The 24,215-nt window shown below is 38.6% G+C and carries 20 protein-coding genes; 14 read left to right on the top strand and 6 right to left on the bottom strand.

Translation table 11 applies throughout. The features are described 5' to 3' along the window. Positions 1 to 102: 102 nt before the first annotated feature. From AC0L3W_RS13220 to gpmM, 3 genes are all read right to left on the bottom strand, one after another. Complete coding sequence (locus AC0L3W_RS13220) at positions 103 to 900, bottom strand: divergent polysaccharide deacetylase family protein (protein WP_290040977.1); 798 nt, start codon at positions 898 to 900, stop codon at positions 103 to 105. A 37-nt stretch (positions 901 to 937) separates the two neighbouring features. After that, positions 938 to 2,203 (bottom strand): murein hydrolase activator EnvC family protein, encoded by a 1,266-nt coding sequence (locus tag AC0L3W_RS13215; RefSeq protein WP_290041076.1) that lies wholly within the window; start codon positions 2,201 to 2,203, stop codon positions 938 to 940. Positions 2,204 to 2,429: 226 nt separating this feature from the next. Continuing rightward, on the bottom strand, positions 2,430 to 3,959 hold the full coding sequence (gene gpmM / locus AC0L3W_RS13210) for a 2,3-bisphosphoglycerate-independent phosphoglycerate mutase (protein ID WP_409440315.1): 1,530 nt from the start codon (positions 3,957 to 3,959) through the stop codon (positions 2,430 to 2,432). 227 nt (positions 3,960 to 4,186) lie between these two features. On the opposite strand from gpmM, the gene AC0L3W_RS13205 reads away from it, so the two are divergent. From AC0L3W_RS13205 to gpsA, 4 genes are read left to right on the top strand one after another with little or no spacing between them, the layout of a single operon-like run. Then, positions 4,187 to 4,615 (top strand): rhodanese-like domain-containing protein, encoded by a 429-nt coding sequence (locus AC0L3W_RS13205; protein ID WP_290040974.1) that lies wholly within the window; start codon positions 4,187 to 4,189, stop codon positions 4,613 to 4,615. 8 nt (positions 4,616 to 4,623) lie between these two features. Continuing rightward, complete coding sequence (grxC, locus tag AC0L3W_RS13200) at positions 4,624 to 4,872, top strand: glutaredoxin 3 (RefSeq protein ID WP_290040972.1); 249 nt, start codon at positions 4,624 to 4,626, stop codon at positions 4,870 to 4,872. A 40-nt stretch (positions 4,873 to 4,912) separates the two neighbouring features. Further along, positions 4,913 to 5,374: a protein-export chaperone SecB gene (gene secB, locus AC0L3W_RS13195; RefSeq protein ID WP_290040970.1), complete on the top strand. Its 462-nt coding sequence runs from the start codon at positions 4,913 to 4,915 to the stop codon at positions 5,372 to 5,374. 35 nt (positions 5,375 to 5,409) lie between these two features. Next, entirely contained in the window at positions 5,410 to 6,414 is a 1,005-nt protein-coding gene (gpsA, locus tag AC0L3W_RS13190; RefSeq protein WP_290040968.1) for an NAD(P)H-dependent glycerol-3-phosphate dehydrogenase, read from the top strand. 97 nt (positions 6,415 to 6,511) lie between these two features. Here gpsA and asd read toward each other — a convergent pair whose 3' ends face one another. Further along, on the bottom strand, positions 6,512 to 7,624 hold the full coding sequence (gene asd, locus AC0L3W_RS13185) for an aspartate-semialdehyde dehydrogenase (RefSeq protein WP_409440316.1): 1,113 nt from the start codon (positions 7,622 to 7,624) through the stop codon (positions 6,512 to 6,514). 223 nt (positions 7,625 to 7,847) lie between these two features. Further along, on the bottom strand, positions 7,848 to 8,678 hold the full coding sequence (gene nadE / locus AC0L3W_RS13180) for an ammonia-dependent NAD(+) synthetase (protein WP_290040964.1): 831 nt from the start codon (positions 8,676 to 8,678) through the stop codon (positions 7,848 to 7,850). Between the two features lie 609 nt (positions 8,679 to 9,287). Between nadE and AC0L3W_RS13175 the strand changes: the two genes are divergently transcribed. From AC0L3W_RS13175 to AC0L3W_RS13135, 9 genes are all read left to right on the top strand, one after another. Further along, the gene (locus AC0L3W_RS13175; protein ID WP_290040962.1) at positions 9,288 to 10,085 is read left to right on the top strand and encodes a transporter substrate-binding domain-containing protein; all 798 of its coding nucleotides are present in this window, start codon (positions 9,288 to 9,290) and stop codon (positions 10,083 to 10,085) included. A 133-nt stretch (positions 10,086 to 10,218) separates the two neighbouring features. Continuing rightward, positions 10,219 to 11,163, top strand: a complete 945-nt coding sequence (locus tag AC0L3W_RS13170; protein WP_290040961.1) for an amino acid ABC transporter permease — start codon at positions 10,219 to 10,221, stop codon at positions 11,161 to 11,163. Between the two features lie 19 nt (positions 11,164 to 11,182). Beyond that, positions 11,183 to 11,911, top strand: a complete 729-nt coding sequence (locus AC0L3W_RS13165) for an amino acid ABC transporter ATP-binding protein (RefSeq protein WP_290041074.1) — start codon at positions 11,183 to 11,185, stop codon at positions 11,909 to 11,911. A gap of 216 nt (positions 11,912 to 12,127) precedes the next feature. After that, the gene (gene glmU, locus AC0L3W_RS13160; protein ID WP_409440317.1) at positions 12,128 to 13,489 is read left to right on the top strand and encodes a bifunctional UDP-N-acetylglucosamine diphosphorylase/glucosamine-1-phosphate N-acetyltransferase GlmU; all 1,362 of its coding nucleotides are present in this window, start codon (positions 12,128 to 12,130) and stop codon (positions 13,487 to 13,489) included. Between the two features lie 530 nt (positions 13,490 to 14,019). Then, positions 14,020 to 15,459 (top strand): ethanolamine ammonia-lyase reactivating factor EutA, encoded by a 1,440-nt coding sequence (locus AC0L3W_RS13155; RefSeq protein WP_409440318.1) that lies wholly within the window; start codon positions 14,020 to 14,022, stop codon positions 15,457 to 15,459. 17 nt (positions 15,460 to 15,476) lie between these two features. Next, positions 15,477 to 17,678 carry an ethanolamine ammonia-lyase subunit EutB gene (gene eutB / locus AC0L3W_RS13150; protein WP_409440319.1) on the top strand — a complete coding sequence of 734 codons (2,202 nt, stop codon included), beginning with the start codon at positions 15,477 to 15,479 and terminating at the stop codon, positions 17,676 to 17,678. Between the two features lie 71 nt (positions 17,679 to 17,749). Further along, positions 17,750 to 18,781, top strand: coding sequence for a TRAP transporter substrate-binding protein (locus tag AC0L3W_RS13145; RefSeq protein WP_409440320.1), 1,032 nt, complete (start codon positions 17,750 to 17,752; stop codon positions 18,779 to 18,781). Positions 18,782 to 18,904: 123 nt separating this feature from the next. Then, positions 18,905 to 19,417, top strand: coding sequence for a TRAP transporter small permease (locus AC0L3W_RS13140; RefSeq protein ID WP_409440321.1), 513 nt, complete (start codon positions 18,905 to 18,907; stop codon positions 19,415 to 19,417). Further along, on the top strand, positions 19,414 to 20,694 hold the full coding sequence (locus AC0L3W_RS13135; RefSeq protein WP_409440322.1) for a TRAP transporter large permease: 1,281 nt from the start codon (positions 19,414 to 19,416) through the stop codon (positions 20,692 to 20,694). The genes AC0L3W_RS13140 and AC0L3W_RS13135 overlap by 4 nt, the downstream gene beginning before the upstream one ends. Before the next feature lie 118 nt (positions 20,695 to 20,812). On the opposite strand, the gene AC0L3W_RS13130 is transcribed toward AC0L3W_RS13135, so the two are convergent. Next, on the bottom strand, positions 20,813 to 22,534 hold the full coding sequence (locus AC0L3W_RS13130; protein ID WP_290040957.1) for a DEAD/DEAH box helicase: 1,722 nt from the start codon (positions 22,532 to 22,534) through the stop codon (positions 20,813 to 20,815). 407 nt (positions 22,535 to 22,941) lie between these two features. On the opposite strand from AC0L3W_RS13130, the gene yjeH reads away from it, so the two are divergent. Further along, entirely contained in the window at positions 22,942 to 24,213 is a 1,272-nt protein-coding gene (gene yjeH, locus AC0L3W_RS13125) for an L-methionine/branched-chain amino acid transporter (RefSeq protein WP_290040955.1), read from the top strand. Positions 24,214 to 24,215 lie beyond the last annotated feature (2 nt).

Here is a 24,215-nt window from a genome sequence, read left to right as displayed (position 1 = left end):
CGTAAAGAGAATAACCATTAAAGAAGTTAACGTCTGGCGTTAATCTTCGAAAGGTTTAATTTACGCCTTTCACTAAGCCATTTTTCCTACGCAAAATCTAGATCACTTATTTAATATAATTGGTATTACTTCAGGGTAAAGCAAGTGTTGATGATCATATTGTACTTTTTTCTGGTCTAACATCATACGCTGTTTTTCAGGTATCAGCTGGCTGAGTTTGACTAGTTGAAAGTCTTTATTTGGTGCGCCTAAACGTTGTGACAGGTAGCTTAGGGTTTCCGGATAAGGGTGGCCAATTAAAATGGTATAGGGTGTTGTTAAGCTATGTTTAATGGCTTGATCAAACTGTTTATCCATCGCTTCTGGTGTGCGTACATTGTCGAGAAATATGTGTCTTTTTAATGCGGGTAAACCTGCTGCAATAGCCGTTTTAGCGGCAACACTCTTGGCACTGGTCAAGCTATCCACAAAGAATAATCCGTGCTGGGACAATAGGTCCATAGTCCATTGCATTGGAACAGTTTCTTCTGTGAGCTTACTGCCCATGTGATTGTTTACACCTATGGCGTAGGGAATATCATCTAGTGCACCGCTTAATGTGTGTTGAAAGCTGTGTTTGGTCATTTGTTCCATTAAAGCACCTTTGCCTAGGAGGTGATTATGACTATGTGCTTGCATTGGAATATGTAGCAGTACTTCACGACTTTGTTGATGGGCCAAATTTGCGATTTTAGTGGAGTAGGGAGTAAATGGAAGAATCGCAAAAGTAATTGCCTTAGGCAATTTCAAGAAAGCTTGATTATGACGATTATAGCCAATGTCATCGATGATGATCGCTATTTTACCGATACTACTTGCTAAGGTACTCGTTGAGTAGGAGATTAATCCAATATATAGCACGAACTTACTGAGTTTTTTTAATAGGGTTAGCACGTAATCATCTTCTTGATAACCAACGTAATGGGTCTTCCGCGGTGCCTTTATGGCTTAATTCAAAATACAATGTGTTTCTCTCTTGGCCACCACTGTGACCTGCTAATGCAATCGCATCACCTTCTAATACGACATCGCCTGCTTTGTATAAAAGCGTCTGGTTGTAGCCGTATAAAGTAATGTAGTTATCACTGTGATCTAATGCTATCACCATCCCATAACCTTTAAAGTAACCGGCAAATAATACTCTGCCTGTTGCAACCGCACGTACTTTTTCACCTTCATTAGTGGCGATGGCAATACCTTTCCACTTCACTTGGCTACTACGTGCACTACCAAAACGGTGTAGTACTTTACCTTCAATTGGCCATTTCAGTTTGCCTTTTAAGCTGGCTAATTTTGAGTTGGTTTTTGTCTGTCTATTTGCTTGGTTATTTGCTGTTGCTTGGGTTGCGGCTTCAGCCTCAGCTTGTGCCTTCGCCTTGGCAATATTCTTATTTTTAAGAGCTTTTGCAGCCGCTATTTTAGCTGCTGCTATTTGTTGTCTCTTGCGCTCTTCTGCTGCTTTTTTAAGACGAGCGCGGAGTGCTTTCTCTGAGTTATTGAGTTTTGCAATTTTGTTACTTTGATAGTTAATATCTTTTCTTAATGCTTGTAGAGCTTTGTCTCGTTTACTTTTTTCTGCTGTCAGGCTAGCTTGTCTCTGCTTTTGTTGCTCGTAAAGCTTTTCTAACGAGGCTAATGTTTTTGTTTGAGACTCTTGGTTTTTAAGTAGTTTTTGCTCTGTCTCATGCAGTGATTCAATGCTTTCCAAGCGAGCATCATTGAGATACTTGTAGTAGCTTCTAGCGCGGACGACTTTGCTTAAGTCCTCTTGATTCAAAATCAGTTTTACTAGGTCATTTTCACCGGTCATATAAGCGCTGACCAATTGTTGTTGTAATAATGATTGTTGAATGGCTTTATCTTCGTTGAGCTGTTTCGTCTCTTTTTGTAAGTTAACCAAGGCGGTGCGTTGTTGCTCAATTTCTGTTTTGGTTTGATTTGCGGTTAAGGCGATGCTAGCAACAGCCTTTTCGCTTTTCTCTAATTCATTTTCTAACTGCTTTTGTTGTTTTTCTTGTTGTGCTTTAGTTTGTTGGTTTTCTTTAATTTGGCGTTGAATGGTATTTAAGTTAGCGGCAGTAACTGTCTGGCTGAATAGGACTGTGATAAAAAAAGCGATGAAGGCTAAGTAACTTAGTTTTCTGTCGTTAGATAAGTTAAACATCACTGTGATTTTAGGCCTTATAACTTGAATAGGGAATTTCTTAAAAATATCAATTATGAATACGACTTACAAATGTTAATAAAGTTAGATAAAAATAATTGAGATGGCGGCTTATTGTATGCGAATCGAAATTAATTTATAGAGATTAGATGAAATTAAATGCAGATATTAGTAGAAAGGAGAGTTGGATACCCTACTCAAAGGTAGAGTACCCAATAACCAAAGCTTACTTAACAGTAATAATTGGTTGTCCTGTCATCTCTGTTGGAATTTCTAATCCCATTAGCGATAACATAGTTGGTGCGATATCACATAGACGTCCGCCTTCAGCGATAGTCGCTTCACGGCCCATGTAGATAAATGGCACTGGCAAGTTAGTATGAGCAGTATGGATGCCACCTGTATCAGGGTCAATCATTTGCTCTGCATTACCATGGTCAGCTGTGATGAGACATTCACCGCCCACTTCTTGTAATGCACTTACTACTTCACCAATACATGTATCAACTGCTTCACATGCTTTTACTGCTGCTTCAAATACACCAGTGTGGCCTACCATGTCGCCATTCGGGTAGTTACAAATGATCACATCATATTCATTGCTCTTAATTGCGCCAACTAGTTTTTCAGTTAGTTCTGCTGAGCTCATTTCTGGTTGTAGATCATAAGTTGCTACCGCAGGAGAGCTGATTAGTGAACGTTTTTCACCTTCAAACTCATCTTCAACACCGCCGTTAAAGAAGAAAGTCACGTGTGCGTATTTTTCTGTTTCAGAAATACGTAGTTGTGTTTTATCTTTCTTCGATAACCATTCACCCAGTGTATTAGTTAGTGATTCACTTGGGTAAGCCGCAGGTGCTTTGATATCTGCAGCGTATTCAGTCAATGTTGCAAAGTGGATATTCGGAACAACTGCGCGCTCAAAACCACTGAAGTTTTCATCTGTGAATGTGTAGGTTAATTCACGTGCACGGTCAGCACGGAAGTTTAAGAATAATACTGCATCGCCTTCGTTCATTGGTGCAGCTTCACCGATAACAGTCGCTTTTACGAATTCATCGTTCTCATCACGTGCGTAAGCGGCTTTAAGGCCTGCTAATGCGCTATCTGCTGTGTATGCGCCTTTTGCTGCGGTTAATACGTTGTACGCTTCTTCAACACGATCCCAACGATTGTCACGGTCCATTGCAAAGTAACGACCTACTAAAGAAACGGTACGGCCTACACCTAGCTCTTTGTATTTTTCTTCGTATTTAGTCAGTGTATCTTTCGCGCTACGTGGTGGTGTATCACGGCCATCTAAGAATGCGTGAACAAAAATCTTAGTAGCACCACGTTTTGCTGCTAGTTCGATAGCTGCGAGGATATGCTCATCGTGTGAGTGAACACCACCTGGTGATGCTAGACCCATTATGTGTACTGCTTTGTCAGCCGCTACGGCTTTATCAATTGCTGCTACAAAAACTGCGTTCTCGTAGAAGTCGCCATCTTGAATTGCTTTGGTTACTTTAGTTAAGCTTTGGTAAACAGTACGACCTGCACCGATGTTAGTATGGCCAACTTCAGAGTTACCCATTTGACCCTCTGGTAAACCTACGTCCATACCTGACGCAGAAATAAGACCGTTTGCGTAGTCTTTACATAGTTGGTCTAGTACTGGTGTTTTAGCATTAGATACTGCGTTATCAGGTGTGTCCGGGCGATTTCCCCAGCCATCTAGAATTAATAAAACTAGTGGTTTTTTAGTCATTGTCATTTTAAACCTCTTATTGTGTCCTGGTATAATGTCCAAATTATCTCCACTTTGATTTTACAACATTTGTGCGTCTTGTCACTGAAAAAGCCCGACGTGAGATCAAAGCAAGTCGAAATAGCCCTAAAAAAGTCGTTTTCATTTATTATTCTAAATCTCAAGGCTGATATTCTGTTTTTCACAGGGTATACTCAGATGCGAATTTATCCACAGAGAAGAAGAAACAACTTATGCAAGAGTATATTGATTTTATTAGTAATAACCCGATGTTATCCGCAGCATGGGTAGTTATTGCCGTTATGTTAATTCATAGCTTAGTCAAAAATAAATTAAGCAAGATTAACAATGTTAACCCACAACAAGCGACTTTATTAATCAACAAGCAAGACGCAATCGTCGTTGACGTGCGTAATGCAGACGAGTTTAAGAAAGGTCATATCGTGAATGCTAAAAACATAACTGTGTCACAAATTAATGAAGGAAAGTTTGCTGCTATTGAAAATAACAAACAGACCCCCATTATAGTGGTATGTGCAACGGGAACACGCTCTTCTGGTGCCGGCGATAAACTAGCTAAAGCTGGTTTTGAGCAAGTAAATAACCTATTTTCAGGAATGAGTGGCTGGACAGCTGCGAATTTACCAACAACTAAAAGGTAACAGAACTTATGGCTGCTATTACAATGTACACAACACCATATTGCCCATACTGCCAACGTGCAAAGCAATTATTGGATAGTAAACAAGCTGAATATCAAGAGATTGATGTTTCTGACCGTTCTTTACGTCCAGAGATGACTAAAATCACTGGTGGAACCACTGTGCCACAAATCATTATTGATGGTAATCCAATCGGCGGTTGTGATGAACTGTATGCATTAGAGCGTGCTGATAAGCTTGATGCATTATTAGCTTAAACAATAACAATATAATTTAATTAAAGATTAAGGGAAGATCATGCCAGAACAAGAAGACAAGCAAGTAGAATTCAATATCCAACGTGTTTACGTTAAAGACATCTCATTTGAATGCCCAAATTCACCAGAAATCTTCAAAAAAGAGTGGGCACCAGAAGTTAAAATGGATATCGATACGCAGGCTAAGAAATTAGAAGAAGGTGTATACGAAGTAACATTATCACTGACTGCGACTGCAAAAGTCGAAGAAGATGTTGCGTTCTTATGTGAAGTACAACAAGCAGGTATTTTCTCTGTATCTGACCTTGAAGGTGCTCAATTAGCACATTGTCTAAATGCATTCTGTCCAAATATCTTATTCCCATATGCTCGTGAAGCAGTATCAAGCATGGTTACTCGTGGTACTTTCCCACAGTTGAATTTAGCACCAGTTAACTTTGATGCTTTATTCCAACAAGCGATGGCAAGTAAGCAAGCAGAAGCTGAAACATTAAATTCTTAATGCAGACTGCTGACACTATTCTAGGTAGGTAATTAATGGCTGAGAAAGCGACTATTTCGGTATTAGGTGCAGGCTCTTATGGTACTGCATTGGCTTTATCACTGGCTCGTAATGGGCATGACACTTTAATTTGGGGTCACAACAGTGAGCATATTGAACGTTTACAGACTGATCGTGAAAATAAGGCGTTTCTGCCTAATGTTACCTTTCCTAGTAGGCTGCACCCTGAAAGTGATTTAGCAAAATGTATTGCTGCAACAGACACTATTTTATTAGTAGTGCCTAGCCATGTATTTGGTTTGGTATTGTCGCAGGTTAAACCCTTGCTTCGAGCTGAGCATCGTATCGCTTGGGCAACCAAAGGATTAGAAGCTGAGACAGGTCGTTTATTGCAAGAGGTCGCTCGCGATATCGTTGGTGATGATTATCCGCTGGCTGTTATTTCAGGTCCTACTTTTGCGATGGAAGTGGCTAAAGGGTTGCCTACTGCTGTTGCTGTTGCTGGGTCTGACAGGGATTTTACTCAACATATTGCTGATTTATTTCATAATATTAGTAACTTTAGAACTTATGTGTCTGAAGACTTTGTTGCGGTACAACTTGGCGGTGCAGTTAAAAATGTGATTGCGATTGGCGCAGGCTTAGCCGATGGTTTGGGTTTTGGTGCCAATGCACGTACTGCCTTAATTACTCGTGGTTTAGCTGAGTTAACTCGTTTAGGTGTGGCGTTAGGTGCTTCTGAGTCTTCTTTTATGGGAATGGCTGGATTAGGTGATCTCGTCCTTACTTGTACCGATAATCAATCACGTAATCGTCGTTTTGGCTTAGCCCTAGGCCAAGGTAAAGGGATTGATGAAGCGCAGGTTGAGATTGGTCAAGTGGTTGAAGGTTACCGCAATACCGAAGAAGTATATAACCTAGCAAAACGGGTAAATATTGAAATGCCCATCTGTGAGCAAATTTATTACGTTTTATATCAAGGTAAAGCGGTGAATGTGGCTGCGATGGATTTACTGTCTCGTAGTAAACGAGGTGAATAATTTCGAGCTTATTCAGGACGAGTCTGTCAGCAGATACAAAAAAGGCCTCAATGAGGCCTTTTTTATTACTTAATAAAACTAGGTAGGAAAGCCTAGATTAAGCTTCTTGTAAGATGTTAAGCATACGACGAAGTGGCTCTGCAGCACCCCATAGTAGTTGGTCGCCTACAGTAAATGCACTGATGTATTCAGGGCCCATTGCTAGTTTGCGGATACGACCTACAGGAATGCTTAATGTGCCTGTTACTTTAGCTGGAGATAATTCAGAAACTGTTGCTTCACGTTCATTTGGAATCACTTTAACCCACTCATTGTGAGACGCTAAGATTTTCTCAATCTCTTCAACCGATACATCTTTTTTCAATCTGATAGTCATTGCTTGGCTATGACAACGCATTGCACCGATACGCACACATAAACCATCGATAGGTGTTTGCTTGTCGCTAGTACCTAGGATTTTGTTCGCTTCAACTTGTGCTTTCCACTCTTCTTTAGATTGACCTGAAGGCATAGGCACGTCAATCCATGGGATTAAGCTGCCCGCTAATGGAGCTCCAAATTGTTCTGTTGGTAATGCATCACTACGGATAAAGTCTGCAACTTGTTGGTCAATTTCTAAAATAGCAGAAGCTGGATCAGCAAGTTTGTCTGCTACAGATGCTTCAATTGCACCCATTTGGCTAATTAATTCACGCATGTTACGTGCACCAGCACCTGATGCCGCTTGGTAAGTTTGTGGTGCAACCCAGTCGATTAGGTCTGCTTCAAATAAACCACCTAGTGCTAATAACATTAGTGAAACGGTACAGTTACCGCCCACGTAAGTTTTAATACCATCAGTTAAACCTTGTTGGATTACATCTTTGTTTACTGGGTCTAATACGATGATGCTGTCATCTTTCATGCGTAATGAAGAAGCTGCATCAATCCAGTAACCATCCCAACCACTTTCACGTAGTGCCGGGTAAACAGAGTTAGTGTAATCACCACCTTGACAGGTAATAATAATATCCATTTCAGACAGCGCTTCAATTGAAGACGCATCTTTTAAAGTGTCAGTTGGTTTACCAACTTCAGGAGATGCAAGACCAACTTGTGAGGTGGTGAAAAATACTGGCTCAATCGTTGCAAAATCATTCTCTTCACGCATTCTTTGCATAAGAACAGATCCAACCATACCGCGCCAACCAACTAAACCCACTTTTTTCATGGTCTATATTTCCTTAAATTTAATAGTTTCAAATAGAACGATTAATCATTAATCGAATAGGGAATCTATCATTAGAGGCATTATCAAGGCTAGTGATTTGATGGTTTGCAGGAAAAAAAAGCAAGAAAATTACCTTGATTGCTTAATTTTTATTAAACCATCAAGGTAAGTCATTGTTACTTGGAAATAGTCTTTTTAGCGTATTATGCTAAAAGTGCCTTAGTTAATCGTAAATAGTTGGGATAGGTTGACGTTTATGCTGTGTACGAAGGTAAATCGCAATTAATTTCTCTTCTATTTCAGGGGCAACGTCTTTACCTTCTAAGAAATCATCAATTTGATCATAAGTCATACCCAGTGCTACTTCATCTTCAAGTTGTGGTTGGTTTTCTTCAAGGTCAGCAGTTGGTGCTTTTTCAACTAACAAACTTGGTGCCCCCAAGTGCCTTGCTAATGCTCGCACTTGACGTTTACTTAAACCAAATAGTGGAGCTAAATCACAAGCGCCATCACCATGTTTGGTGTAGAAGCCTGTAATATTTTCAGCACTATGGTCTGTACCGACTACTAAACCATTAGTTAACCCTGCTATTTCATATTGTGCAATCATGCGCATGCGTGCTTTTACATTGCCCTTAACAAAGTCAAAATTAGCATTATCAGTAAGTTTTACTTGGCTATTTTGTAATGCGGCTACTGTCGTTTCATGAATACCGTCTGCGCCAGACTGAACATTGACTGTGACACAGCTAGTCGGTTGAATAAAGCTCACAGCAAGTTGTGCTTCATCTTCATCTTTTTGGACAGCGTAAGGTAAACGAACGGCAACAAATTGATAATCGCTGGTATTTTCTTGTTGGTTTAGTTGGTCTATAGCGAGTTGGCATAATCGACCTGCAGTACTTGAATCAACACCGCCACTGATGCCTAGTACCAGTGTTTTACAATAGGCTTTTTTTAAGGTGCTTTTAATAAAGTTAACGCGACGTTCAATTTCATTTTCTACATTGATGTCTGCTACAACACACATCTCTTTTAGTATTGTTTGTTTCATGAGGTTGCCCATTAGTTTGAAGGTGAATGCATTGGTCTCAATGATTATGCAAAAAAGTAGGAGTCTTTTACAGTAATAATTATTTTTATAGCTGCTTCTTTATTGCATATCAAAGCAGGTCGACTTATGAGGAGTAATGTTCATTTATCGAATTGGTCACTGCTATAAGTTTATATGCCCTGTTGTTTAATGAAGATCATTCTGACTGACAATAATTAATGCATGCTTGATGGTTTTTATGATGGTAGTTATTTTTAAGAGTAAAGTACGCTTGAATAGATATAGGTGGCTTATGTAATTGAAGAAAAAGTCTGCACCTTTAAAGTGCGCCTGCCACATTATTGTTCGATATTTTGAACGTTTTTTAAGAGAGGGCGATTTAATATAGAAAAGCTTTGTGTATTTAAGCTAATTTATGTCTATTTATTGATGTTTTTTCCTAATTATATTTCCTTTTAATACAATATTCAGTTGATTATTTCTTTCTTTGGGGCTCTTGTTTTTTTGGCAAGCTTGTTGCTGTATCGAAGAGTACCTATTACAAAATGCGATACAGGCCTTAAGCCTATTCTATTGAACAATATTGACACTCTAGAGGGAATTACAAGTATGAAAAATAAATTGTTTACGTTTGCTTCTGCTGCATCTTTATTAGCACTATCTATGGGAACTGCACAGGCTAATACCTTGGATGATATTAGCGAGTCTGGAGAATTAAGAGCCTGTTTTGACGCGGGTTATATGCCATTTGAAATGAAGGCAAAAAATGGTAACTACATAGGCTTTGATGTAGACCTAGGTAAATTAATGGCTAAGCAAATGGGCGTTAAATATGTACCAGTTAATACTGCGTGGGACGGTATTATTCCGGCACTTCTCACTAATAAGTGTCATGTAATTATGGCGGGTATGACAATCACTGCTAAACGTAATATGCGTGTTAACTTTGCTGACCCTTATATTACTGTTGGCCAAGCGATTTTATTAAACCCAAAACATAAAGGGAAAATCTTAAGTTATAAAGACTTAAATAGTGCTGATTACATTGTGGCAAGTAAGTTAGGTACCTCTGGAGAAGAGTCAGTTAAAAAGATGCTACGTAATGCAAAATACAATGCATTTGAAACAGAAACAGATGCGGCTTTAGAAGTGGTAAATGGTAAAGCTGATGCAATGGTTTACGACATGCCTTTCATCTCTATCTATGCAGCACAAACTAAAGGTAAAACATCGGCAATTCTTGAACCGTTTACTTATGAGCCATTAGGTTGGGCAGTAAAACAGGGAGATCCTGACATGCTGAACTTTTTAAATAACTTTTTAAAACAAACTAAAGGTGATGGTTCTTACCAGCGTATTTACGATAAATGGTTCAACAGTGACGCTTGGTTAAGCCAAGTTAAATAAGTGTCGTTGTAGCATAATGAGATTTACTTGTTAGGTAACAGTAGGTCTCATTGTTAACAAGATTATCAGTAAGTAGTTGATAAAAATCAGCACGATTAACGCTGATTTACCCTCCCTTTTTCCAGGTGACTTTATGAAAGAACAACCACACAGGCTTAAATGGCATATATTGTTTGCTATTACTATTTTGGGTATTGCTGCTGGAATTTATTCAGCATCGCAAACGATTAATTATAATTGGCAGTGGCATCGTGTATTACCTTACATTGTTGATACTTCTCCCGTTGATATTATTGCCCAAGGAGATGGTAGCGCTAGCATAAATAACAATAGCTTGACCATTACCTATGATAATGGCGCCCCTGATCGAATTATCAATAATGCTGATACTATTTTAGTGTCTGATGGGGATATCATTTTTGAAGGCGATCTATTAGCTCGTCAAGAAAACGTTAGAATGGGGGTGTTAATCGAAGGTTTGTTAACCACTCTGGAAATCTCTGTTATCTCATTGTTTTTCTCTTTGTTTATTGGGTTAGTGGCAGCATTAATGCGTATCTCCAATAATCCTTTTAGTAAAAATTTATCTCTATTATACGTTGAAGTGATTCGCGGTACGCCGTTATTAGTGCAGATTTTTATTGTTTATTTCTTTCTCGGTACAGTATTTGATTTAGAGCGCTTTACTGCCGGGATTGTTGCCTTATCAGTATTTACTGGTGCTTATGTGGCTGAAATTTTACGTTCTGGTATTCAATCTATTTCACCTGGGCAAATGGAAGCCGCGCGCTCGTTAGGGATGACTTATCCGAAGGCCATGATGTATGTCATATTACCACAAGCTTTCAAACGTACACTGCCTCCAATGGCTAGCCAACTGATTAATTTAATTAAAGATTCTTCATTAGTGTCGGTGATTTCCATTACCGATTTAACGAAAGCTGGGCGTGAAGTCGTCAGCGGTAGTTTTGCTACTTTTGAAGTGTGGTTTACGGTAGCGGCTTTATATCTATTGTTAACATCAACTTTATCTTGGGCTATACAACGTATTGAAAAGAGGTTAGCAAATAATGGTTAATGCATATAAAGGTAATGACATGGTGGTTACCGCTAATGTCGACAAAATTTATCCAAATAATTGTCATGCTTTAAAAAAGGTGACCACTAATATTAAACGTGGAGAAGTGGTGGTGATTATCGGGCCATCTGGGTCAGGTAAATCAACATTCCTAAGAACCTTAAACCAACTAGAAACCATTACCGATGGCGATATCATTGTAGATGGTGTAAATATGTACGATGAGCGTACCAACATTAATAAGCTGCGTGAAAATGTCGGTATGGTATTCCAATCTTTTAATCTTTTTCCACATCTGACGGTAAAAGAAAATGTCATGCTAGCGCCACTTAAGGTGTCTAAATTGCCTAAAAGTGAAGTAGATGCTGAAGCACAAACTTTATTAAAACGTGTTGGATTAGCTGAAAAAATGGACGTCTATCCTGCGCAGCTATCGGGCGGTCAACAACAACGTGTTGCGATTGCTAGAGCATTAGCAATGAAGCCGGACATGATGTTATTTGATGAACCAACGTCAGCGCTTGATCCTGAAATGGTCGGGGAAGTGTTGGATGTCATGAAGTCATTAGCCGCTGAGGGAATGACTATGATTGTGGTAACACATGAAATGGGCTTTGCTAATGAAGTTGCTGATCGGGTGTTATTTATGGAAGATGGGGTACTTTTGGTTGACGATATTCCTGAGAATATTTTTGGTACAGTAGCTAATCATCCTCGATTACAAAAATTCTTATCAAATATATTATAAGTGATAAGTCATTCTGCGTTATCTGCTCTATCTTTTACTCTTCTTGCTGTGGGTGATAGAGCGATTTTGTTATTTGAAGCTTTTTAAAGCCATGTAGTGCACAAAATAACAAATGAACTTCAGGTTATTTTTTACTCTTTTACATTTATTATACGTTCTTATCTAAAACTCCGTTAAAATAAACTTTTTTATTATTCTGATATTAAGGTTTCTATTATGTCGTTAAGTGTTGTTATTCTTGCTGCTGGCAAAGGCACTCGCATGTGTTCTCTCCTACCTAAAGTACTTCATAAAATTGCTGACAAGCCGATGGTGCAACATGTTATTGATACGGTAAAAGGAATTGGCGCAGATAATATTCACCTAATATATGGGCATGGTGGCGACATCATGAAACAAAATATCCAAGATGCACGCTTAAATTGGATTGAGCAAACTGAACAGTTAGGAACGGGGCACGCAATGCAAATGGCGCAACCACACTTCCAATCAGGTGAGAAAATTCTGATTGTTTATGGTGATGTGCCGTTATTATCAGAAACGACTCTAGCAAAATTAGTCGCGGTGCAGCCTACAGGTGGTATTGGTTTATTAACTATCAAAATGGATGACCCAACTGGTTATGGTCGTATCGAGCGCAATAATGGTCAAGTTGTTGGTATTGTTGAGCAAAAAGATGCTAACCCTGAGCAATTAGCGATTAATGAAGTTAACACTGGTATTTTAGTTGCAGATGCAGATGCTCTGAATCGCTGGTTACCTGCCTTATCAAATGACAATGCGGCGGGTGAGTTTTATTTAACGGATATTATTCAGATGGCTTATCAAGAAGGGTTATCTATTGAAACCGTTCAACCTGAAAATGCATTTGAGGTAGAAGGTGTGAATAATCGCCTGCAACTGGCTAACTTAGAACGTGCATATCAAGCTGACAAAGCTAATCAATTATTGCTGAGTGGTGTGATGTTACGTGACCCAAGTCGTTTTGATTTACGTGGAGAGTTAACCTGTGGTCAAGACGTCGATATTGATATCAACGTTATTATTGAAGGTAAAGTAAGCTTAGGTTATGGCGTCAAAATTGGTGCTGGTTGTATTTTAACTAATTGTTCGATTGCTGATCATACCGAGATTAAAGCAAACTCTATCATTGAAGGTGCAAACATTGGTGAGCATGCGTCTATTGGGCCATTTGCGCGGATCCGTCCTGATACCGTGATTGCCAACGAAGTACATATTGGTAACTTTGTTGAAGTGAAAAAATCGTCATTAGGTGAAGGCACTAAGTGTGGGCATCTAAGCTACATTGGCGATAGCCAAGTAGGCAGTGGTGTTAATGTTGGTGCAGGTGTGATCACCTGTAATTATGATGGTGCGAATAAGCATCAAACCATTATTGGCAATGATGTGTTTGTGGGCAGTGATTGCCAACTCGTTGCACCAGTAACTATCGGTAATGGTGCGACTACTGGAGCGGGTACGACAGTAGTAAATGATGTACCTGATAATGCGCTATGTGTTGCACGTACTAAGCAACGAAACATTAACGGTTGGAAACGTCCGGTTAAGCATAAGTAGTTCATGTATGGGCTGATAACGCAAATTATCAGCCTGTTTGTATTTTTACACTCTATTTGCCTGTCTTTTATTTAGCATTATGTATTAGTTCGACCTAAAAAGGTGCTTTTTCGAACATTTAAAGTGCATTCCTTTACGATTGTTCAATAAGCTTATCTCATTTTGAACGATTATTTTTATAGTTAATTGAGCATTTTAACTCAATTTTTATGGTTAATTTAATACGTTATTTAAGCCTATATCTCCACTGTTCATATTAGTTTTAACACTCCTGTAAATAGTACTTTTGATTTTCATAAACTTAATCAAAAGCCAGTGTTAATGCGTGTTTTCGTATTTAAAGTACTGAGCTTAAAATGAGTTTATCTGCTGATTATTATATTTTGAAAATTTGTTGTTAGCCTGCTTTGCGTACTCCCCCCTTTATTGAGCTAGTAAAAGTACTTTTTTTAGTTGGTATAGTTAATGCTAATGCTTTGAATATCTCTTTTGATTGTAGTTGCACAAAAGTTGTTCAAGGTGATAAACCAATGGGAAACGTTCAAGGCGAAGAAGAACAAGTAAAAATGATCGGTTTGGATTTTGGATCTACGACGAGCAGTGCCATGATCGCAGTGGCCGGCGTAGGAATGAATTCAGTAACGGGGCGTATGGCATTTTCTGCGCCTGAGATTATTTATCGCTCTAAAGTAGAATTTACCCCTTTCAAAGGGACTGAAATTGATACTGATGTAATTGCTAAGTTGTTAGATACTTGGTTAGAGGCTGGAGAAAACATTTTTTCCGGTGGCGTTATTATTACTGGGCTTGCGGCATTACGCAATAATGCTGAGCATATTGCTAAGTTGATTAAAGCCCGTATCGGGCAAGCTGTTATAGCAACGGTTGATGATCCTAATCTTGAATCATGGTTGGCCTTTATGGGGTGTGTTGCTTTACTGTCTCGCCACTATAAACATGAGACTTTAATTAATCTTGATATTGGTGGAGGCACAACTAATCCCGCTGCAGGCCAAAATGGCCAGGTTAAAAGCACTGGGTGCTTCTATATTGGTGCAAGGCATTTTCAATTTATCCCTGGGACTTACCAAGTAGCTGGCATTTCAGAATATGGTTATGCAATATTAAAATACTTGAATGCGAGTATTGAAATTGGTGATGCTCTACCAATCGCATTACTCGATCAAATACTCAATTTCTATTTACAGGGATTAAAAGCCCTCACATTAGGCGAGACTGCTTTTTTTGAAACTAGCATTGGTCAATGTTTATGCCAGACGCCATTCTCGTTTTCTTCCGATGTTCAAACGCCACTAGTGACGTTCTCTGGTGGCGTTGGTGAATTGATTTATAAGTTAGCTGAAAAAGAGGCTGTGCCTGATACTACTTTTTATGGTGACTTAGGTATTGATTTGGCTAAAAAAATCATCGCTGATCCTTACTTTTCAAAACATATCTCTAATGTTCGCCCTGAAAATATGGGCAGAGCTACCGTTTATGGACTTACTTTACATAATACAGAAATATCGGGAGCAACTTTGTTTTTGCCTGATACATCTGCATTACCGTTAAATGATGTGCCCATTGTTGCACGTCTTGATATTACTTGTGATTTAGATGAGTTAATCAATGCTATTTCGGTCGTTGCACAACGCAGTGGTAAGGCGTGTATTCAAATGCTACCCATTGTAGATGAAGACGATTCTGTTATCGCGGCAACACTAATGCAAATCAAAGAGCTAGGTCAAAAGATACATCAAGCCTTATCCACTTTAACGATTGATTTACCCCTCGTTATTCTTGTTCCAGGTAACTTTGGTAAGGCGTTAGGTAATTATGCGACAGATTGGGGGAACTCCTCTGCAAAACTCATGATTATTGATGAAATTCCAGATCGTAATGCTCAATTTGTCAACATTGGCAGTCCCTATCGTGGTGTCGTGCCGGTTTCTTTTTATGGTATTTATTAGCGCTGAAGGTTGATTGAATGAAAAAAATTATTCCACTTAAAGGTATCCATGTGCCTGTTCCAGGCCCTGAGGAAGTGTATTCTTTTAAAATATTAAATGAAGTATTTTATTTTCAAGGGCTTAAAGGTCTATTAGGCGCTGCAGATATTAGTAAAGCAGGTGATCGAACGACTAATCTCGCACCTAAAAATGCCATGGACAGAGAGGCTGCACGCGCTATCCTTGCATCATTAACATTAAAGCATATTTACGATAATCCACTGACTACAGATGATGGCCATGTTGATTCAGTCATGAGAGCGGGTTATGAAATTGATATAGAGTTATTTCAAAGTATCGCTGGCATGACTTTAGGTGAGTTAAAAGATCATTTATTAGCTAGCAATGGTACTCGAGTAGCCTCTGTGGGTTTAGCGCTAACGCCTGTTATGGCCTCCGCCCTTACTAAATTAATGGACGTTCATGAGCTTGTTTATCTACCTGGTAAAATATTTCGCCCTACTAAAGCAAGAACCTTAATTGGAACACCAAAAACACTTTCTTTTCGACTGCAGCCTAATCACCCTAAAGATAACTTAGATGCTATTTCAATGATGGTTTATAACGATTTAGCAATGGGAATGGGGGACTGTTTGATTGGGGTTAACCCTTCTGATGGTTCTGTGGATAACATAGCTGCCATGTTATGGCACATTGATAAATTACGTCGAGAGACAGGGGCGCCGACCCAAATTTGTGTGCTTGGCCATATTAAGAGTCAGTTAACCGCCTTAAAACAAGGTGCACCAGTAGAAATACTATTCCAAAGTTTCGCTGGAACTGATGAAACACTAACGGGTGAATTTGATGTCACTGTTGAGTTTCTAGATCAAGCCGTTGAAACCATGAAAAAAGAAGGGCCTTTAAAAGAGATTGCAGAGCAGTTTATGTATTTTGAAACTGGCCAAGGAAGTGAAATGACATACCGTAAACATAACGGAATGGATATGGCGACTTGTGAGGCTCTGTGTTATGGGTTATGCAGAAGATATGATCCCTTTATGGTCAATAACGCTACAGGTTTTATTGGTCCTGAAACTCACCTTAATGATTTTGAGTTGATGGTATCAACCCTTCAAGATCATTTTATGGGGAAACTGTTAGGCTTACCAATGGGTATTAGCCCTAGTTATACCTTACATTCAAATTCACATTTAGAAGGTCAGCAAATGGCTGTTCAATTGGCCACAGCAGCAGGTGCTAACTTCTTTATGGATATTTATTTAGGTACTGACCGCATGTTGGCTCACTTTGTTAATTCAGGTCATGATGATCAAACGTTAAGAGAGATTTATCATCGTAATCCTGCTCCTGAATTCTTACAGTGGGCTGTAGAAAAGGGCATTTATATACAACATACCAATGGCAGTGTTGAGCGAGGCCCTAACTGGGGGAACCCAAGGTTGTTCATTAGCAGTGATTTAGAGTTTCAACGCCTTCATGAAGCAACTCCTAATGCACCTGGCTTTGAAAATGCTGGTCCTCGTCCTGCACATAAGGTGCAAGAAGTTATTCGAATTAATCAATCCGTAGGACGAGAAGCCGTTCACTCACATCTTAAACCTGAGTTATTTACTGGTTTTGATTTTAGAGAGTTTGTTTCTACCGCAAAAGATCATGCCGAACATCTTAAAAATCCTGAAGTGGGTGCCAAGCTCTTGCAATCTGATTTAGACACATTATCTGCTGAAGGCAATGACGTTCAAATTATTATTACTGATGGTTTATCTGCTGAAGCCGTTCATCACAATGTCCCAGATATGATTCCTGTTTTAATGGATGGATTAGCAAGCCGAAATTACTCTTTAGGCAAACCGATTGTCACGCATTTTGGACGCGTTAAGTTAGCGGAGTGTATTGCGGATGTATTGGATTGTAATGTCGCCATTTTGTTAGCTGGTGAGCGACCTGGTGGAGACGCTCTTTCTTCAAAAAGTATGTCTGCTTATCTCGTTTTAAAGTTAAAAGATGAAACAGCAAGACAAGCCGCCGCTATTTACAGTGAACATGAAAAAATTCGTTATGAATACACATTAATTACCAATATTTATGAAGGAGGTTTACCGCCTATTGAAGGAGGAAGTGTTGTTGCAGAAAAAGTAATGGAAATTCTTGAGAATCAAGCTGCAGGTAACCGATTAGAGGATTTACTGAAAGCAAAATCGTATAACCAAATTTAACAAAGTAATGGCCAATAATATTTTATGAATATTTAACATACATCTACATACATTAAATAAGGATATAAATAATGAGATTGAAAAAGAAAGTGATCAAAAAAGTAACGTTAGCAACCACTTGCGTTATGTTATTGCTATCGCCGGTTGTTCAGGCTGATTCTATGCGACTTAAATTTGCCCATCAAAATAATGTTTATGATGCGGATCAGTTATTAGCTGAAACGTTTAAAACGTTATTAGAAGAAAAGACCGATGGAGATTTAAAAATTTCAATCTATCCTGGCACGCTAACTGGCTCTGAAGAAGAGGCGTTGGAATTTGCTAAGGCTGGTACTGTTGCTTTGGCTGCAACGAGTGCTGGACACATTGCTGGTTATTATGAAGATATTCAATTTTTACAATTACCTTATTTATTCAAAAGCTTAGAGCACTATAAAGTGGCGAGAAGTTCTAGTGTTGTAAAAGAAATTTTGGCTGGAGCAAGCAAAGCCACGGGTATGAAAGCCTTAGGGGTATATTCTGATTGTAATGGCTTTGCAATTGCAAGTAAGGAGCCAATCAATAGTTTAGCTGATGCAAAAGGTGTCAAGTTACGTGCAATGCAGAATCCTTTGTTTATAGATATTTATGAAGCCTTTGGTTTCACTGTAACTCCGACAGATTGGGGGGAGTTATACACTTCTTTACAAACTGGAATGGTAGAGGCAGATGATTTAGGGGTTTATTGTAACGATATATTTAAAATGAGTGAAGTGGTTGATAGTTATGCAATTTTAAATCAAATGTGGACACAGAAAATCTTATTTATGTCGCCAAAAGTATGGGACAAATTAACTGATGAGCAAAAAGTTATTGTAACGGATATTGCCGACGAAGCAATTGAGCTTACAGACGCGTGGCAATATGCTCGTGAAGCAAAATTCATTGAACAAGTGAAAAAAGATAAAGAACAAACGATCACTTATCCTGATACTGATGAATTTAAAGCTGCCTCTGAGTCTGTTTATACGAAATGGTTTGCAAAAGAGCCGCAATGGAAAAAATGGTATGAGGAAATTCAATACCTTGATCCAAATGCTCGTTTGCCTAAAGCCTTTAAATAAACGTATAAGTTTTGTATCCGTTATGTATTAAGCATCTGTTTTATGTAACGAGTACTAAATGGTGCAGTCTTTATCGTGAGACTGCACTGTTAACAGTATTGTATAAACAGTGAGGTAAATAAGATGCCTAATATAAAAGAGGCTGTATCAGATAATAAAATTGAATTGATAACTAATAAAATGAGTAACTTATGTGGTCGTATTTTATTAGTTTCCATGTGTTTTTTAATCATCTTACTTGGCGTGAATATCTTTCTAAGGTATCTCTTTGATTCCCCTATTGCTTGGTCTAACACCATATCAAGATATATCTATATTATTATTGCTTTAGTAGGGAGTGCTATCGCTTACACTCAGCAAGGTCATGCCCGTATTGATATTCTTTATAACCGTGTTGGTCCCACAACCCGTAAGGTATTTGATCTTATACATTGTATGATCATGATGGCGCTTTGTATTATTTTCTTTGTGGTTGGTGGTGAGCATGTGGCAACCATGTGGCCCGTTAATCCTCCTATAATTCCTTGGCTTCCTGTAGGTAGCATATACCTTGCTATTCCCGTCTTTTCATTACTTATTTTCTTTTATCTATTAAGCAAAATAATATCGATTTTTAGTAAGCGGAGTGTTTCATGACTTTTATTTTTTTAATGATTCTATGCTTTATTGTACTAATGGCTATTCGCGTTCCTATTCCTTTTGCCTTACTTGCATCAACATTCGTTTACTTTATTGGAGCTGATATTCCATTAAGCATTATGGTGGTTAGGTTATTTCGCTCCTTCGATTCCTTTGTTTTATTAGCTATTCCATTTTTTATTTTAGCTGGGAAAGTGATGGCAGAGTCGGGTATTAGCGATCGTATTATTCGATTAGCTGATTTAATAGTGGGCCGAGTAAAAGGTAACTTGGCTTACGTTAATATTGTAGTCAGTATGTTTTTCGGAGGTATTACTGGAACTGCTATTTCAGATACGACTGCGATTGGCTCGGTCATGATTCCAGCAATGACTAAAGCTGGTTATAAGAAGAGTTTTAGTGCTGCGGTAACTGCCGCCTCATCAACAATGGGGCCGATTATCCCTCCTAGTTTAATGTTTATTCTTTATGGTTCTATTGCACAAGTATCTATTAAAGATATGTTTTTAGCAGGAGCAATACCTGGCGTAATGGTAGGTGTTGCACAAATTTTAGTTGTTTGGCTTTATGGAAAGAAAAATGATCTTCCTAGAAGAGAAGAAAAAATTAGTCGTAAGGAAGGTTTCAATATTGTCGGTAATGCTTTCTATGCGATGTTGTTACCTGTCATTATTTTAGGTGGTATTTTAATGGGAGTGGTTAGCCCGACAGAAGCCGCTGTCATTGCTGTTTTTTACGCTATCTTTGTTGCTATTTTTGTTTATCGTTCTTTGACTTGGAAAAGGTTAATGGGAGCGATTCGTGAGTCTACAGTCGAAACTGGTAGTGTCTCTATTATTATTGCTGCAGCTGGGATTTTTGGTTGGGCTTTATCAAACGAACAGTTACCCATGATATTTGCTGAGTATTTAGTGGAAAATATCGAAGCTACTTGGTTAATCTTATTATTAATTAATGTGCTTTTATTTTTCTTAGGTATGTTTATGGATTCTATTCCAGCATTGATGATTGTGACACCTGTATTGTTACCTGTCTTTGATATGCTAGGTATTGACCCATTACATGCAGGAATCTTTATGTGTGTGAACTTGATTACGGGTTTAGCAACCCCACCAGTAGGTTGTTGTTTATTTGCGTCTTCAATTATTTCTGGTGAATCAATGGAGAAAATAAGTAAAGCAATACTACCGTTTATTTTAGCGAATGTGACTATAGTATTGCTAATAACTTATGTACCTTGGATTACGTTATTCTTACCATCGTTATTGGGCTAGTAAGAATACTAATCATAATCAATAGCTTATCTTATTTTAAAGATATAAAAAAACCGATGTAAATATATTTACATCGGTTTTAAAAGCGTTAACAGCAGATTATATAATCTATATTAAATTAGCATTTCTTAAGGTTTAGCGGACGTTTACACACTTGTACATTTTTTAAATGCGTTAGTGTTTCAGCTGGCATACCTTTTGGTAATTCAATAGTAGAGTGATCGTTGTTTAGACGGATATCACCAATGAAACGGCTGTTGATGTTGGCTTCATTTGCGATTGCACCTACGATGTTTTTAACTTGAACACCGTGCTCACGACCTACATCTAAACGGAACATTTCTAGTTCAACGTCAGTTGGGCGGCCACGACCACGTGGCTTGTCTTCGTTGCGTGAACGATCGTTGCGATCTGGACGGTCACCACGAGAACGATCATTACGATCACGACGAGGGCGATCGCCACGAGAGAATTCACGATCATTGCTACGTGGCTCAACGAATTTTTCTTCTACTGGTTGTAATGGTTTTTCTTTTTGTGCCATTAATAATAATGCAGCAGCTAAATCTAAATCATCGATTTCAGTGTTATTTTGAATTTGTTCGAACAATGTACGGAAGAATGTTAAGTCTTCACTTTCACATACAGAGAACAATTGCTTTTGGAAATTATCAATACGTGTTTGTGTAACCTCGTCACGTGTTGGTAAGTCCATGATAGTAATTGGTTGGCGAGTTGCACGTTCAATTGCTTGCAATAAACGGCGCTCACGTGGCGCAGCAAATAAGATAGCTTTACCAGTACGGCCAGCACGACCAGTACGACCAATACGGTGAACGTAAGATTCAGTATCAGTCGGGATATCGTAGTTTACTACTAGGCTGATACGCTCAACATCAAGACCACGAGCCGCAACATCAGTCGCTACTAGAATGTCTAGGCTACCTGATTTAAGGCGGGCAATTGCACGTTCACGTGTTTGTTGGTTCATATCACCGTTTAGTGCAGCACTGCGGTAACCGCGAGCTTCTAAACGTTCTGCCAATTCAACTGTTGCTGTTTTAGTACGAGCAAAGATGATTACACCATCAAACTCTTCAGTTTCTAACATACGTGTTAATGCATCTAGCTTGTTTACACCACGTACGATCCAACATTTTTGTTCAATGTTTGAAACCGTTGATGTTTTAGCTTTAATCTTAACTTCTGTTGGGTTATTCATGTAACGCTTAGTAATGCGTTTAATTTGATCTGGCATCGTTGCTGAGAAAAGAGCAGTTTGGCGCTTTTCTGGCATCTCTTTCATGATCGTTTCTACGTCATCAATGAAACCCATACGTAACATTTCATCTGCTTCATCTAATACTAATGCTTGCAAGTTTGAAAGGTCTAGCGTCTTACGTTTCAGGTGGTCCATGATACGACCAGGTGTACCAACAACAACTTGTGGTCCACGTGCTAATTGTTTGAATTGAATATTGTAGCTTTGACCACCGTAGATAGGCATTACGTGGAAGCCACGTAAATGACGTGAGTACGATTGGAATGCTTCTGCTACTTGGATTGCTAATTCACGTGTTGGTGCTAAAACCAATACTTGTGGATGGTTTTTAGACACATCAATATTAGCTAATAATGGTAATGCGAATGCAGCCGTTTTACCTGTACCCGTTTGTGCAAGACCTAATACGTCTTCACCGTTTAATAGGTGCGGGATAGTTTGTGCTTGAATTGGAGATGGTGATTCGTAACCCATTTCAGTAACAACTTTTACGATTGACTCTGGTAAGTTTAAATCTTGGAAAGATGGTCCTGCTACTTGGTTTTCTGACTCTGACATAAGTGGCCTCTTGAGTTTATAAAATGCTGCACATTGCTCGAATGTGCGTTAAATTCAGCCTATACCTACATCAGCCTAACAACTTAATATTGTTAAACGTGGTCCATTAACTTTTCGCGAAATCAATCGCGGAGTAGGTGTTACTCTGAATATTTTGCTTCGCTTTAGATGGATCATTTTGCGAGGGAGGCGCATTCTACTGCATTTGTGTATTAAATGCTCGCTTTATTTTGACAAACAGCACGTTTTTTACAAAATTATTGTGCTAAGCATAAGAAATGTCGAAGGTTATCTTGTGATCTTAAATGTTAAGTGCTTTATCTTTTGATTTTTATTTTATTTAACTTTCTTATTACTTAGGTTATAACGGTGCGCAAAATGTAATGTGTAACTAGGATGAGTTAATAATGGCAAAAACAGAAAAATTATCAGTAATGCAAGGTGTTGCTATGTTGGTGTCAGCTTTACTGGGGTCTGGTGTTTTTATTATTCCTGCTATTGCCTCACAAGTATCAGGTAGTTGGTCATTATTAGCATGGGCGATTATGGGAGTGTTAATTGCTCCAATCGTCTTTACCTTTGCGCAGCTTGGTAAGTTTTATCCCCATGCCGGAGGCACTGCATATTATGTGCAGCAAGCGTTTGGAGAAAGAAGTGGACGGTTAGTGAGTTGGTTATTTATTTGGGTAGTTGCTTTAGGCACGCCAGTAATCACCATTACAGCGGCAAATTTCTTACAAAATGCCTTAGTTGAAATGCATTTACTGAGCGATGCAGTTGATTACCGCTTAATGATTGCCATTGGTATTTTATGTTTAGTATTTGTAATTAACTTATTAGGCTTAAAGACTGCTGCTATTATTCAATCGGTATTAAGTGTACTAATTGTCAGTACGTTATTATTCGCCTCTTTAGATGTGCAGTTACAACAAAATTTACCCTTACCCACTGCTGAATTTAGTGTTAGTAAAGTCGCACTAACGGCAACTTTTATTTTGTGGTGCTTTTTAGGAATAGAAGCTATTACGCATATTGCCGATGATTTTAGGCATCCTGAACGTGATTTCCCATTAACTATTTTTATCGGTATTACTATTGCTCTAGTGGTGTATGCCTTGATTAGTATTAGCCTTTTAAAAATGGGGTTTTATGGTGATCAAGAGAAGAACTTAAACTCTGTGGTGCATCTTGTTGAGGCAAGCTTAGGGAGCAAAGGTTATTTATTAGTTAATTTAGTGGGCTTTTGCACCTGCTTTATTTCTATTAGTTTATATTTTGTAGGTTTTTCTCGGTTATTGCAGAGCATGGCTATACAACAACAGATCCACAGTTCATTTCAACGCATTAATTCACATAAGGTTGCTTATTGGGGATTAAGCTTTGCAGTCGCTCTTTGTTTAAGTATGTTGCTAGTTGCAGATTCAATGCAGTTAGCGGTGGATAACTTGATTGCTTATGCTAATGGTTTATTTATCTTAATTTATTTAGCTGCAGGTATTGCTGGCGTGAAGTTATTAACAGGTAAAGCAAGGTATTTAGCTATGATCGCAAGTGTGACGTGCTTAATATTGTTTATTGCTTTGGGGAAGGAGATGTTATTTGCGTTGTGCTTAGTAGCTGCCTTAAGCGTTTATTATACGGTTATCTATTCTTCAGATAACCGTATTAATGCTAGCTAATC

This window comes from Psychromonas sp. KJ10-5 (genome assembly GCF_055808325.1).
This window is presented reverse-complemented; position numbering and strand designations above follow the sequence as displayed.

Excerpts from the sequence above, each read along its gene's own strand:
- AC0L3W_RS13215 (WP_290041076.1), bottom strand. The coding sequence starts at position 2,203 with ATGTTTAACTTATCTAACGACAGAAAACTAAGTTACTTAGCCTTCATC.
- gpmM (WP_409440315.1), bottom strand. The coding sequence starts at position 3,959 with ATGACAATGACTAAAAAACCACTAGTTTTATTAATTCTAGATGGCTGG.
- AC0L3W_RS13205 (WP_290040974.1), top strand. The coding sequence starts at position 4,187 with ATGCAAGAGTATATTGATTTTATTAGTAATAACCCGATGTTATCCGCA.
- grxC (WP_290040972.1), top strand. The coding sequence starts at position 4,624 with ATGGCTGCTATTACAATGTACACAACACCATATTGCCCATACTGCCAA.
- secB (WP_290040970.1), top strand. The coding sequence starts at position 4,913 with ATGCCAGAACAAGAAGACAAGCAAGTAGAATTCAATATCCAACGTGTT.
- gpsA (WP_290040968.1), top strand. The coding sequence starts at position 5,410 with ATGGCTGAGAAAGCGACTATTTCGGTATTAGGTGCAGGCTCTTATGGT.
- asd (WP_409440316.1), bottom strand. The coding sequence starts at position 7,624 with ATGAAAAAAGTGGGTTTAGTTGGTTGGCGCGGTATGGTTGGATCTGTT.
- nadE (WP_290040964.1), bottom strand. The coding sequence starts at position 8,678 with ATGAAACAAACAATACTAAAAGAGATGTGTGTTGTAGCAGACATCAAT.
- AC0L3W_RS13175 (WP_290040962.1), top strand. The coding sequence starts at position 9,288 with ATGAAAAATAAATTGTTTACGTTTGCTTCTGCTGCATCTTTATTAGCA.
- AC0L3W_RS13170 (WP_290040961.1), top strand. The coding sequence starts at position 10,219 with ATGAAAGAACAACCACACAGGCTTAAATGGCATATATTGTTTGCTATT.
- AC0L3W_RS13165 (WP_290041074.1), top strand. The coding sequence starts at position 11,183 with ATGGTGGTTACCGCTAATGTCGACAAAATTTATCCAAATAATTGTCAT.
- glmU (WP_409440317.1), top strand. The coding sequence starts at position 12,128 with ATGTCGTTAAGTGTTGTTATTCTTGCTGCTGGCAAAGGCACTCGCATG.
- AC0L3W_RS13155 (WP_409440318.1), top strand. The coding sequence starts at position 14,020 with ATGGGAAACGTTCAAGGCGAAGAAGAACAAGTAAAAATGATCGGTTTG.
- eutB (WP_409440319.1), top strand. The coding sequence starts at position 15,477 with ATGAAAAAAATTATTCCACTTAAAGGTATCCATGTGCCTGTTCCAGGC.
- AC0L3W_RS13145 (WP_409440320.1), top strand. The coding sequence starts at position 17,750 with ATGAGATTGAAAAAGAAAGTGATCAAAAAAGTAACGTTAGCAACCACT.
- AC0L3W_RS13140 (WP_409440321.1), top strand. The coding sequence starts at position 18,905 with ATGCCTAATATAAAAGAGGCTGTATCAGATAATAAAATTGAATTGATA.
- AC0L3W_RS13135 (WP_409440322.1), top strand. The coding sequence starts at position 19,414 with ATGACTTTTATTTTTTTAATGATTCTATGCTTTATTGTACTAATGGCT.
- AC0L3W_RS13130 (WP_290040957.1), bottom strand. The coding sequence starts at position 22,534 with ATGTCAGAGTCAGAAAACCAAGTAGCAGGACCATCTTTCCAAGATTTA.
- yjeH (WP_290040955.1), top strand. The coding sequence starts at position 22,942 with ATGGCAAAAACAGAAAAATTATCAGTAATGCAAGGTGTTGCTATGTTG.